The 11468-nt window shown below is 66.6% G+C and carries 15 protein-coding genes; 7 read left to right on the top strand and 8 right to left on the bottom strand.

Features of this window, described 5'->3' with window-relative positions; translation table 11 throughout:
* Both B1964_RS06940 and B1964_RS06935 read right to left on the bottom strand, forming a co-directional pair.
* Positions 1-637, bottom strand: a 637-nt coding sequence (locus B1964_RS06940) for a glycine betaine ABC transporter substrate-binding protein (protein WP_290440680.1), incomplete at its 3' end; no start/stop codon positions are given.
* A gap of 22 nt (positions 638-659) precedes the next feature.
* A complete protein-coding gene (locus B1964_RS06935; protein ID WP_079929320.1) occupies positions 660-1280 on the bottom strand; it encodes a MarC family protein in 621 nt (206 codons plus the stop codon).
* 45 nt (positions 1281-1325) lie between these two features.
* Between B1964_RS06935 and B1964_RS06930 the strand changes: the two genes are divergently transcribed.
* Positions 1326-2405, top strand: coding sequence for a magnesium and cobalt transport protein CorA (locus B1964_RS06930; protein WP_172398771.1), 1080 nt, complete (start codon positions 1326-1328; stop codon positions 2403-2405).
* A 21-nt stretch (positions 2406-2426) separates the two neighbouring features.
* On the opposite strand, the gene B1964_RS29940 is transcribed toward B1964_RS06930, so the two are convergent.
* On the bottom strand, positions 2427-2603 hold the full coding sequence (locus B1964_RS29940; RefSeq protein ID WP_253193914.1) for a hypothetical protein: 177 nt from the start codon (positions 2601-2603) through the stop codon (positions 2427-2429).
* A gap of 174 nt (positions 2604-2777) precedes the next feature.
* Here B1964_RS29940 and B1964_RS06925 point away from each other — a divergent pair, with 174 nt between their 5' ends.
* On the top strand, positions 2778-3659 hold the full coding sequence (locus tag B1964_RS06925; RefSeq protein WP_079929318.1) for a helix-turn-helix domain-containing protein: 882 nt from the start codon (positions 2778-2780) through the stop codon (positions 3657-3659).
* 12 nt (positions 3660-3671) lie between these two features.
* Here the strand turns inward: B1964_RS06925 and B1964_RS06920 are convergent, their stop codons facing one another.
* Positions 3672-4247, bottom strand: coding sequence for a suppressor of fused domain protein (locus B1964_RS06920; RefSeq protein ID WP_172398770.1), 576 nt, complete (start codon positions 4245-4247; stop codon positions 3672-3674).
* Positions 4248-4346: 99 nt separating this feature from the next.
* Between B1964_RS06920 and B1964_RS31545 the strand changes: the two genes are divergently transcribed.
* Together B1964_RS31545 and fmdA are read left to right on the top strand one after the other, a co-directional pair.
* Positions 4347-4511, top strand: coding sequence for a hypothetical protein (locus B1964_RS31545; RefSeq protein ID WP_172398769.1), 165 nt, complete (start codon positions 4347-4349; stop codon positions 4509-4511).
* 211 nt (positions 4512-4722) lie between these two features.
* A complete protein-coding gene (gene fmdA, locus B1964_RS06915; protein WP_079929316.1) occupies positions 4723-5976 on the top strand; it encodes a formamidase in 1254 nt (417 codons plus the stop codon).
* Between the two features lie 10 nt (positions 5977-5986).
* Here fmdA and B1964_RS06910 read toward each other — a convergent pair whose 3' ends face one another.
* Together B1964_RS06910 and B1964_RS06905 are read right to left on the bottom strand one after the other, a co-directional pair.
* Positions 5987-6355 carry a hypothetical protein gene (locus tag B1964_RS06910; protein WP_139765650.1) on the bottom strand — a complete coding sequence of 123 codons (369 nt, stop codon included), beginning with the start codon at positions 6353-6355 and terminating at the stop codon, positions 5987-5989.
* A gap of 317 nt (positions 6356-6672) precedes the next feature.
* A complete protein-coding gene (locus B1964_RS06905; RefSeq protein ID WP_079929321.1) occupies positions 6673-7119 on the bottom strand; it encodes a MarR family transcriptional regulator in 447 nt (148 codons plus the stop codon).
* A 113-nt stretch (positions 7120-7232) separates the two neighbouring features.
* Here B1964_RS06905 and B1964_RS06900 point away from each other — a divergent pair, with 113 nt between their 5' ends.
* The 3 genes from B1964_RS06900 to B1964_RS06890 all read left to right on the top strand — a co-directional run bounded on the left by B1964_RS06900 (position 7233) and on the right by B1964_RS06890 (position 9913).
* Complete coding sequence (locus B1964_RS06900; protein WP_253193912.1) at positions 7233-8315, top strand: substrate-binding domain-containing protein; 1083 nt, start codon at positions 7233-7235, stop codon at positions 8313-8315.
* A gap of 64 nt (positions 8316-8379) precedes the next feature.
* Positions 8380-9066, top strand: coding sequence for a metallophosphoesterase (locus B1964_RS06895; protein ID WP_079929313.1), 687 nt, complete (start codon positions 8380-8382; stop codon positions 9064-9066).
* Complete coding sequence (locus B1964_RS06890) at positions 9056-9913, top strand: hypothetical protein (protein ID WP_014359601.1); 858 nt, start codon at positions 9056-9058, stop codon at positions 9911-9913. The genes B1964_RS06895 and B1964_RS06890 overlap by 11 nt, the downstream gene beginning before the upstream one ends.
* A gap of 23 nt (positions 9914-9936) precedes the next feature.
* On the opposite strand, the gene ugpC is transcribed toward B1964_RS06890, so the two are convergent.
* Positions 9937-11154 (bottom strand): sn-glycerol-3-phosphate ABC transporter ATP-binding protein UgpC, encoded by a 1218-nt coding sequence (gene ugpC / locus B1964_RS06885; RefSeq protein ID WP_079929312.1) that lies wholly within the window; start codon positions 11152-11154, stop codon positions 9937-9939.
* Positions 11155-11158: 4 nt separating this feature from the next.
* A partial coding sequence (locus B1964_RS06880; RefSeq protein WP_139765649.1) for an ABC transporter permease subunit occupies positions 11159-11468 on the bottom strand: 310 nt, incomplete at its 5' end.

Raw genomic sequence — 11468 nt, 5'->3', positions numbered from 1 at the left:
GGCATCCGGCGTCGGTAAAGGCGCGCAGGGTCGCCGGATCGGGCTCCCCGGTGGTGACCACCGGGAGGTCGGCGGGCAGCCGCCCGCACCCCGACAGGTCGCTCACCCCGGCCGTTGCGGCCAGCGACGTCGCGACGAACAATTGCGGGGTGGCACTCACCGGCGTCGCATCGCCGACCGAGACCCCCTGCGGCAGAGAATGATTCAGGTCGACGTAGAGAGCGTCGGAGTTGGGGTCACCGGCGGCGGCGCCCTCGGCGGCGGGCTGCGTGGACGGCGCCGGGGAGACGGGCGAGTCCGCCGCCTGCGCCAGCGACGGCGCGAGTTCGGCCAGCAACCGACCGGTGAATGCCGGGAAGAGATCGACCTCACCGCGCTGCATCGCGTCGAGTTGTGCAGTGTCGCCGCCGATCCTCGGCTCGACCGAGACGTGTGCACCCGCAGTGCGCAACGCGCCCGCATAGATCTGTGCCATCACGAGCGACTCCGGGGTCCCGGAGGCACCCATCACCAATGGCCTGCTCTCGTCCGGGCCCGCATCGTCTCCGCCGCTGCCGCATCCGGCGAGCGCGGCGACCAGCACCAGGACGGCTGCCAGGATCGCCGGGGCCGCGCCGCGGCGCACTCGATGTCGCACGGCACTCACCGTAGCGTGCCGCTCACCCGCCGGCGGCGATGAACCCGGCCACCGAGTCGGCGATGAGCTGCACGGCGATGGCCGCCAGCAACAGACCGGCGATCTTGGCCAACAGGGTGATGCCGCCGACACCGAGGATGCGGATCAGCACCGTCGAGTATCGCAACACGATCGCGACGACGATGTGCACGCTGACGATGGCGGCCGCGATCGCGAGGTAGCCGCCCGCGTCACCGGAGACCCCGCTGACCCCGACGATGACCGCAGCGATCGCGCCTGGTCCGGCGAGCAGCGGTGTGCCCAGCGGCACCAGCGCGACGTTGACGTCCTCGGAGGCCTGCGGCGACCCGGCGCTGCCCAGCCCGGTCAGTAGCTGCAGCGCCACCAGCAGCAGGAGCAGTCCGCCGGCGCCCTGCAGGGCGGGGATACCGATGTGCAGGTAGTTCAGGATCGCCTTGCCGCCGATGGCGAAGACACTGATCACCAGCAAACTCACCAGCGGGGCCTGCCAGGCGGCGCGGCGCCGGTACTCCGGGGTCCGGTGACCGACCAGCGACAGGAACAGGGGGATCTGCCCGGGCGGATCCATGATGACCAGCAGGGTGATCAGGGTCGTCGTATAGACCGTGACGTCGAAGGACACGCGCTGATCTTACGGGCGGCGCGTAGCATCCCAGGCGTGCCATCGATGCCCCATCTTCGCCCCGGCCTCGGATTCACCACCGGCCGCCGCGAGCGACGGCCGCTACCGAGGATCCCGGTGCCCATCGCGCGCGCGATCGTCGATTGCGCGGTCTACGTCGACGGGCATCGGCAGCCCGGACGGATCGGCTACTCCGAGGCCCTCGAACAGGTGCGCAGTACGGGTGAGGGTTTCGTCTGGCTCGGTCTGCATTCACCCGACGACGAGCAGATGACCGGCGTGGCGGAGGTCTTCGGACTGCACGAGCTCGTCGTCGAGGACGCGGTACACGCCCACCAGCGCCCCAAACTCGAGATCTACGACAACACCCAGTTCCTGGTGCTGCGCACGGTGAAGTACGTCGAACACGAATCGATCGAGCAGGCCAGTGAGGTCGTCGAGACCGGCGAGATCATGATCTTCACCGGCCCCGACTTCGTCATCACCGTGCGCCACGGCGATCACACCCACCTGTCGGGATTACGCCGACGCATGGAGGCCCGTCCCGAACGCCTCGCCCTGGGTCCGACCGCGGTCATGCACGCCATCGCCGACCTCGTCGTCGACAGCTACCTCGCGGTCAGCGAGAGGATGGAAACCGACCTCCTCGCCATCGAGAGTTCGGTGTTCGGCAACAAGAAGCGCTGGCTCGACATCGAGCCGGTGTATCTGCTCAAACGCGAGGTCCTCGAACTTCGCCGCGCGGTGACCCCGCTGACCAATCCGCTGTCGCGGCTGACCTCGAATAATCCCTTGGTGCCCAAGGAGATCCGACGCTATCTGCGCGACGTCGCCGATCACCTCACCACCGTCGTCGACCGCGTCGTGGAGTACGACGAGGTCTTGTCCTCACTTCTCGACGCCGCCGCGGCGAAGGTCGGCATCCAGCAGAACAGCGACATGCGCAAGATCTCCGCGTGGGTGGCGATCGGCGCCATCCCGACGATGGTCGCGGGCCTCTACGGCATGAACTTCGACATCCTGCCGGGAATGCACGATGCGCAGGGCTTCGGTCTGGTCTGCCTGTTCCTGGTGGCGGTCTGCGGCGCGCTGTGGGGGGCGTTGCGGCGCAATCACTGGCTGTGAGCTATTGTACGGCAACCGATTTCAGAACATGGAGTTCGGGTTAGCCGCAGACGACGGAACATCCTGGATGACGTCCCAGTGCTCGACGATCTTGCCGTCGGCCACGCGGAAGATGTCGACCACCGCCTGTCCGCGATCGCCGGGACCGTTCACCGAGTGGACGTGCAGATAGACGAGGTCCCCGTCGGTCGCACGCAACGCGTCGACGAACTGTCCACGCCGTGGCCATCCCCGTCATCCTGATCCCCGTCATCCTCATCGCCCTCCAAGACGTGTACCGCGGACCGTTTGGCCCGGGATCGTGTCACAGCGGGTCGTGATCAACCCATCGACGAGCCTAGGAACGGCAGCTGCCGATGTCCCGGTAGTAGAGTGTCGGGCATTGGTAGAAAACAGACACCCGAGATCCGTGAGATCCGGTACCGGCGGCTTTCCCGCCCCGTCGACTCGCTGGAGATCACGACGATCAAAGCACTCCGGCAGGGTGCCCATGAGTCGGAATTTACTGGGCCACAACGGATTGATTTCGAACTCATCGTGTGGATCGAGCGTGGGACCATCACTCATGAAGTCGATTTCGCCCGGTACGAATTGGGTCCCGGTGACGTCTTGTGGGTACATACCGGCCAGGTCCAGCGATGGGGTGACATCGCGGCCGTCGACGGGATCATGTGCATGATGCCTGCCACCGCGCTCGACACCGCGCTCACCGATCGGCTGGACCGGATCGGCGGATGGGCACGGTCGCACTGGCCCGCCGACGGTTCGGGCGCTGCACAGGACTTCGCGATGCTCCTGTCCCACTATCGGCGCCACCGGGATCTCGCCGGCCACGACGCCGAGGCCTACGACGCCGCGATGGTCCTGCTGACCTCGGGTGTACTGATGATGCTGGCGTCACGTGATCTCGGCGACACGAAGTCCGAATGGGGCGGGCACGAACTGCTGTGGCGGTTCCGGGCCGAGGTGGATCGTCACCATGCGCAGCGCCGATCCACCCGGTGGTACGCACGTCGTCTCGGCTATTCGGAGCGAACACTGCACCGAGTGGTGCTCGCTCATCTCGGCGTGACTCCGCGCCAGGTGATCGAGGATCGAATGGTGTTGGAGGCCAAACGAATGTTGGTACACGACTCCGGTTCGATCTCGACCGTGGCACGCTCACTCGGCTTCGACGACCAGTCGAACTTCAGCAAGGTCTTCAAACGATCGACCGGACTGACCCCCGGCGAGTTCCGTACGTCGAGTCGCTGAACCACTCGCCCATCACATGGTGGCCGGCGACCGCGCCGGATCGGCGAGGTCGATGCGGGCCTCGGCCCACGCCTCACGCAGCGCCTCGACACCCTTGAGGCGCAGCCATGCTGCTTCGTTCGCGGTGATCGGGATCGCCCGCAAGAAGCGCACCGGGTCCATCGGGGCAGGCAACGCCAGCGTTCCGAGATCATCGTCGGCGATCACCACCGCGGTGAAGGGCGCACCGTCCCAGAGTGGTTCACCGAGATCGAGGAGCGCATCGGCGGCCAGCACCAGCCCCTCGACGGCCGGCGCCGCGGCCAGCGCCGCCAGCCGTCGGTGCAGACCGGGTAGCGCAGCACCGGCGTGCATACGCACAACCAGTTCGGCCCGCGGCCCGCGCACCGGGTCCGGGTTCAGGTCGGACGGGTCGGTCATCGGATGCCGCGCACAACCGATCGTCACGTAGACGACCTCGGAGCCGACGACGGAGCGAGCCACGTCGATCGGCTCCACGCCGAGAAAGGTCACCGACGCACGCTGCGGCGCCCCGCCGAGCGAGTCGACGAGGAATCGGTTGATGGCATCGCTGGTGGAGTCGCTCACGACTCCCCACGGTAATCGCAGCGGCGCCGTCAGGGCCGTGGGAGTCGACGGTGCAGCGGATTAGCGCTCACCGGCGTCCGTCTGCGTGCTTCGGTAGGGATGGACGAGACCACTGCGGGCGTCTCGGCGCTCGAGCGCGTCGCGTCCTGCAGCCGCATGGCGGTACTCGCGCCGGCACCGAACGCAGGTGCCCGCACCCTCCGCGTCGCCGCATCCCCGCAGTCGGGACAGGCGATCGCCTCGGGGACCGCAGCCATCGGATAGTGTCGTTCGACTATCGCGCACCGCCGGTCACACCGGAACACATAGGTCGGCATGTGCGCCACCCTAGCCCGATCGGCGTCATCCCGCCTCGGATTGAGCTGCGAACTCAGACAACGTCATACGCTCGTAACGCGCATTGGCTGCGAAACCGATACGAACGTAGTTGAATAGTTCCACCCGGAAACAACCACGTCTCACGGAGGTTCTGTCGATGCCCGAGCTCCTCTTTCCCCTCGATTCCGCGAAGCCCTTCACCGAGCAGCGTCACATCGGGCACAACCGTTGGCATCCCGACATCCCGCCCGCGGTGACCGTCAAGCCCGGGGACACCTTTCGCGCACATTGCCGGGAATGGTTCGACGGCGCGATCCACAACGACGACTCCGCCGACGACATCCTCAACGCCCCACTCAACAACGTCCACACCTTGTCGGGGCCGTTCGCGATCGAGGGCGCCGAGCCGGGTGACCTGCTGATCGTCGACATCCTCGACGTCGGGCCCATCCCGCAGGAGGATTCGGGACCGCTGGCAGGCCAGGGCTGGGGGTACACCGGCATCTTCGCAAAGCTCAACGGCGGCGGCTTCCTCACCGAACAGTTCCCCGACGCCTACAAGGCGATCTGGGACTTCGCCGGCCAGTCGGCGACGAGTCGCCATGTGCCGCATGTGAAGTACACGGGCATCGTTCATCCGGGGCTGATGGGCACGGCGCCCTCGGCGGAGTTGCTCGGCCGGTGGAATGCGCGCGAGGCCGCGCTCATCGCCACCGATCCGAACCGCGTGCCCCCGCTGGCACTTCCGCCGGAGCCCGACGGCGCAATCCTCGGATCGCTGACCGGCGACGAGTTCACACGGGTCGCGGGCGAAGGAGCGCGCACCGCTCCCCCTCGCGAGAACGGCGGTAACCAGGACATCAAGAACCTCACCAAGGGCACCCGCGTCTTCTATCCGGTCTTCGTGCCCGGCGCCAACCTGTCCTTCGGCGATCTGCACTTCTCCCAGGGCGACGGCGAGATCACCTTCTGCGGTGCCATCGAGATGGGTGGCTTCATGGATCTCCACGTCGACCTCATCAAGGGCGGGATGGAGACCTACGGCGTCAGCGAGAACGCGATCTTCATGCCCGGCAACACCGATCCGCAGTATTCGCAGTGGATTGCCTTCTCGGGCACGTCGGTCACCCTCGACGGTGAACAGCGGTATCTCGACTCGGACCTGTCCTACCAGCGTGCATGTCTGCACGCCATCAACTATCTGACGAAGTTCGGGTACAGCCCCGAGCAGGCTTACCTGCTGCTGGGCTCGGCACCGATCGAGGGACGCCTCTCGGGAGTGGTGGACATACCGAATTCGTGTGCGACGGTGTACATCCCGACCGCGATCTTCGACTTTCCGGTGGCCCCGTCGACATCGGGGCCGGTGCAGATCGACCCGGGGATGGGCGCGCCGCATTCGGCGTTCTAGGCGCGTCCGCTCAGTCCTGTCGGTGGATGCGGGTGTGGATATCGGAGGTGCCGTTCTCGCGGCGGCGCCGGTTGCGCTCCCGCTCGGCACGGCGACGGGCATGTTTGGCCGCCACCCGCGTCGAACGACGGGGTGCGCGCAGTATCCGCGGGCCCGGTTTCTCCGGATCACCCTCATCCTCACCACCGGCCGGTGTCTGTCGCACCCGTGGCGGTGTCAACCGAATCCGCCGCAACCCGGGGGAACAGGACTTCCAGATTCTCTGGCTTTCCCATATATCGGAACCGTCAGGGATGCCGACGAGGATCGGCTCCAACAGCACCGGCCACACCGACGGCGACGACCACAACCCCGCCATCGAGACACGTTCTCCGGTCATCACCACCTCCTCCCGCCGCACGACGCCATGAACACGAACTCGCCGATCACCATCACTACCACGCCCTAACGACAGCCACCGACAACGCGTGTTGGAGACCAAAACCAGCAGCGGTGCAACAGGTCTCGAGGCTCCTCGCTGCGCTCGTCACACCTCGACCAGCGGGCAAAGGGACCTCTCGCCACACCTTATCGACTGCCACCGACAAACACGCCGACTCCGGAACCAGCACCGGCACAACCGGACTCGAGGCTCCTCGCTGCGCTCGTCACACCTCGACCGGCGGACATAGGAACTCCGACCGGACCCGACTCCGCTCAGCCGGTCAGATCCATCGCCCCAAGGGCGCCAAGAGCACTCGCCAGTCGGGCCCCCGGCCCGTCGGCGTCATCGATCACCCCGGCAACCGCGGACGAGCGCGCGATGCGCGCCTTCGACCGCGAATGGAGCATGGCGCCCCGTCGGGTGGCGAAGACCACCACCCGACGTCGGTCGGTCTCGTCGGGCCGCCGGTGCACGAGGTTCTCGTCGATCATCCCGTCGATCAGGCGGGTCAGGCTCGGCCCGGGCAACAAGGTGACCGCAGCCAGTTCCGACATCGACCTGCCCGTTCCGCCCTCCAGCGCCGCCAGAACGTGCCACTGCGCCGTCGTGAGACCGTCCAGCTCGGCTGCGACCGCTGAGTCAAGGTGCGCCGCAGCGATATTCAGCAGACGTGACAGCTCCTCGACGGCAGCGGCACGCGCACTCGGGGCACTGGACATGATGAGCCATCGTATCGTGAACCCCTCCGGTGCGACAGCGCAGCCGGCGTTGCGCAACCGTCGATTCGTGGGACACTGTGCAGGTCAGCACGTATCCACCCCGGGAGTCGGTTGTGGCCTCACCAGTGGTTCTCAGAGGCGACAACGCCACCCTCGACGTCGCTCTCGCAGTACCGCTGAGCGGTCCGGCCGGCATGTTCGGTCCCTCGTGCGAGGCGAGTGCCGAACTGGCCGTCGCCGATGTCAACGCGGCCGGCGGCATCCTCGACCGCCCGGTTCGGGTGCATCTCGTCGATGCGGGCGCACCCTTGAACCGGTTGTCGGGCACCGTCGACCGCCTCGTCACCACCGGACGCGTGGAGAGTGTGATCGGGTGGCACCTGTCCAACGCGCGCAACGTGATCACCCCGCACACGGCCGGGCGGGTGCCATACGTGTACACGACGTTCTACGAGGGTGGCGAGGACGCCGACGGCGTGTACATGGTGGGTGAGACCCCCGATCAGCAGTTGTTCCCGGCCATCCGATGGCTGCGCGAGAACCGAGGAATCCGACGCTGGTGCGTGATCGGCAACGACTACGTGTGGCCTCGCGCGACCTCTGCACGTACCCGCGACTTCCTCCATGGCGCGCACATGGACTTCCTCGACGATCACTTCGTCCCGCTGCGCGGCCGGGATTTCGGGTCTGCATTGCAGATGATTGCCGACACCCGCCCCGACGGGGTGCTCGTCCTCATGGTCGGCGCCGACGCCGCCGCATTCCACCGTGCGTTCGCCGCGGCGGGTCTCGACGAACAGCACATCCGGCTGTCGATGATGATCGGTGAGGACGTGCTGTGCGGCTGCGGCGCCGAGGCCACCCACGACCTCTACACGGCGTGCGGATACTTCGAAAGTGTGGTCACCCCCGAAGGTCTCGAGTTCGGGTCCCGGTACGAGCGCCGATTCGGCCGCGCGGCACCGGCATTGAACAACATCGGCGAATCCTGTTACGAGGGGCTGATGCTGCTCGCGGCGCTCGCCCGGGCCGGGGGCTCGCTCGACACCGCCACGATCGGCCGGACGACGCGCGGCGTGACCTACCGCGGACCGCGGGGCGAGGTCGAGCTCTGTGGCCGGCACACCCGTCAGCCGGTGTACCTCGCGCAAGCCGACCACCTCGCGTTCGACGTGATCACCGAACTGACCGCCTGACGCATCGACTCCTCGCCCGATCCGGACGTTCCACACCGGGGCGACGGTCGATTACGGTGTGCATGTGGTGAACATCCTGGCGGTCGCCGACGAGGTGGTGGAGTCACTCACCTTCGGGGTGGGCATCGAGACCAAACCCGACCTCATCCTGGGCGCGGGCGATCTTCCCTACAAGTATCTCGACGTGCTGTCGAGCCTGTGCGATGCGCCATGTGTATTCGTTCCGGGCAACCATGACGGTGATCTGCGCGGCTACCGGTCCTCGCGCGCCGGCTGGACCCGCGCGGGATTGCCGACCAGCTATCCCGGGCCCGAGTGCGCGGTCAACGCCGACGGTCGGACGGTGACGGCGGCCGGCGTCCGGATCAGCGGCCTCGGGGGCAGTATCCGCTACAACTCCGGTCCCAATCAGTACACCGAGGCGCAGCAACGGTTGCGGTCGTGGTTGTTGCGCGCCCGAGGCGGTGTGCGTGCCACCCGCCCGCACATCCTGCTCACCCATTCGCCGGCACGCGGCGTGGGCGACGCCGAGGACCGGCCGCACCGCGGGTTCTCGTGTTTCCACCCACTGGTCGACCGACTCCGACCGAAGATCATGGTGCACGGGCACATCCATCCCTACGGTGCACATCCGCGTGACCTGATCATCGGGACCGATACCGTGTCGATGAACGTCGTCGGCTACTGCCAGTTCGATTTCGACACCGAAACCGGAGATTTCAGGATCGTGAGGCGCAGATATGGCTCGTGACACCGGATTCCCGGACGCCGACGCCGAGAACGACTTCCAGCGGATGCGCCGGCAAGCCGAACTCGCCCGGCTGACACAGTGGTTCACCCGACAACCCGCCGACGTCAATGCGATCCTCCCCTTCGACGAGGTCGTCGCCGCATTGGGCCGCACCGGCGAGACCTACCTGGGACTGCAGACGGTCGAGGTGGCCTCGATCGTCGGAAGTGTGGACCGCACCAAGGATTTCGACCGCTACTTCCGCCCGACCTCGGCCCGGATTCGCAGCCGGTGGCAGCGACTCGCGGCCGCGCAGCGGCGCGGTGAATCGATGCCCCCGGTGCGGCTGTACCGGATCGGTGGGATGCATTTCGTCATCGACGGACACCACCGCATCTCGATTGCCATCGCCCGTCACCTCGACACCATCGAGGCCTACGTCACCGAGATCCACACCCGCATCTCCCCCGAGGGCATCAACGTGCCCGGAGACCTCCTCCTCAAGGACCACCGCCGCCTGTTCCTGTCGCGGGTGCCGCTGTCGGGTGCACAGGCCGACACCATCCGGTTCGCCGACCCCTTCGACTACGCCGAACTCGCAGAGGCGGTGGAGGCCTGGGGCTTCCGTCTCAGCCAAGAGGTGGGCGAATTCCTCGGCCGTACCGAGGTGGCACGGCGGTGGTTCGGTGAGGAATTCCTGCCGGTCATCCGTATGGCCCGACGCGCCGATGTCCGGTCCGACCTCGACAGCGACGCCGAACTCTACCTGTGGCTCGCGTGCGAGCGCTATCGCCTGGTGCGCAAGCACATCTGGGACGACGAGATCATCGACGAACTCCGCGAACAGCCTCGGCGTCGGCGCCGATGATCACCTGTCGACGACCGCGGCGCTCATCCCTTCGACAGTGCCGGCCCGCCTGCAACCGAATTCGCTGGTGCACCACGCAGACTCGCGCCGGATTGCTGGTCGAAGACGGTGATCTTGGTGGGGTCGAAGTAGAGTTCGGCGGTGCTACCCCGGCGGATCTGTGATTCGGGGGAGAGTCGGGCGATCATTTCGCCGCCGCCGAGGGTGGCACCGGAGTCGGCGGACAGTTCGGCGAGTGCGTCATTCGCCGGACCCTGGGAGTCGATGCGGAAGTAGGCGTAGTTGTCTGATCCCATGGATTCGAGGACGTCGATCCCGACCGTGAACGTCCTTCCCCGCGACAAGGTGTCGGCATCGATGAGGTGGGCGTCTTCGAGGTGTTCGGGGCGGATACCGACGAGGACCTCCCCGTTGCTGTTGACCCGGGCTGCCGCATCGGTGACCTGTTGCTGATCGTGCAGCGCTATCGTGCCGATCGGGGTCGACACCCCGTCGGCGCCGAGTCGTCCGGGCAGGAAATTCATGGCGGGTGAGCCGATGAAGCCGGCGACGAAGATGTTGGCGGGGTTGGTGTAGAGCTCTTGGGGGGAACCGATTTGCTGGACATACCCCGAGCGCATGACCACGACCCGGTCACCGAGGGTCATGGCTTCGGTTTGGTCGTGGGTGACGTAGACGGTGGTGGTACCCAGGCGTTGTTGCAGCCGGGAGATCTCCGCGCGCATCTGCACCCGCAGTTTCGCATCCAGATTCGACAGCGGTTCATCCATCAGGAACGCCTTCGGGGAACGCACGATCGCCCGGCCCATCGCGACGCGTTGGCGTTGCCCACCGGATAGATTCGCCGGTTTCCGATCCAGGTAGGGCCCCAGGTCGAGGATGCGGGCGGCTTCGTCGACCTTCGCGGCGATCTCGGCTTTCGACAGTTTCGCCAGGGTCAGCGGGAACGCGATGTTCTCCCGCACCGACATGTGCGGATACAGGGCATAGGACTGGAACACCATGGCGATGTCGCGGTCTTTGGGGGCGCGTTCGTTGACGCGTTGCCCGGCGATCCGTAGCTCCCCGCTGGTGATGTCCTCGAGCCCGGCGATCATGTTCAGGGTGGTCGATTTCCCGCACCCGGACGGGCCGACGAGGATGATGAACTCGCCGTCGGCGATATCCACATTCACCTCATGCACCGCGGTCGAGCCGTCGGGATAGGTTTTGCTGACGTGGTCCAAAACGATGTCTGCCATGGGTTTATCCCTTCACCGCGCCGGAGGTCAACCCGGCCACGATTCGACGTTGGAAGAACAACACGAAGATGATGATCGGAATGGTGATCACGACCGCGGCCGCAGCGATCGACCCGGTGGGTTCCTCGAACTGGGAACTCCCGGTGAAATTCGCGATCGCGACCGGCGCGGTGATCGCCCGTTCGGTCGAGGTCAATGACAACGCCAGCAGCAGGTCGTTCCACGCGAAGATGAACACCAGGATCGCCGCGGTCACCACCCCCGGCGCGGCCAACGGGGCGATCACCTTCCGGAACGCCTGGAACGGGGTCGCG

Source organism: Gordonia sp. i37, assembly GCF_002043085.1.
Classification (GTDB): Bacteria; Actinomycetota; Actinomycetes; order Mycobacteriales; family Mycobacteriaceae; genus Gordonia; species Gordonia polyisoprenivorans.
This window is presented reverse-complemented; position numbering and strand designations above follow the sequence as displayed.

Coding starts and splice junctions, on each gene's coding strand:
- fmdA (WP_079929316.1), top strand. CDS start 4,723: ATGCCCGAGCTCCTCTTTCCCCTCGATTCCGCGAAGCCCTTCACCGAG.
- B1964_RS06890 (WP_014359601.1), top strand. CDS start 9,056: ATGGCTCGTGACACCGGATTCCCGGACGCCGACGCCGAGAACGACTTC.
- B1964_RS06910 (WP_139765650.1), bottom strand. CDS start 6,355: ATGACCGGAGAACGTGTCTCGATGGCGGGGTTGTGGTCGTCGCCGTCG.
- B1964_RS06905 (WP_079929321.1), bottom strand. CDS start 7,119: ATGTCCAGTGCCCCGAGTGCGCGTGCCGCTGCCGTCGAGGAGCTGTCA.
- ugpC (WP_079929312.1), bottom strand. CDS start 11,154: ATGGCAGACATCGTTTTGGACCACGTCAGCAAAACCTATCCCGACGGC.
- B1964_RS06930 (WP_172398771.1), top strand. CDS start 1,326: ATGCCCCATCTTCGCCCCGGCCTCGGATTCACCACCGGCCGCCGCGAG.
- B1964_RS31545 (WP_172398769.1), top strand. CDS start 4,347: ATGGACGAGACCACTGCGGGCGTCTCGGCGCTCGAGCGCGTCGCGTCC.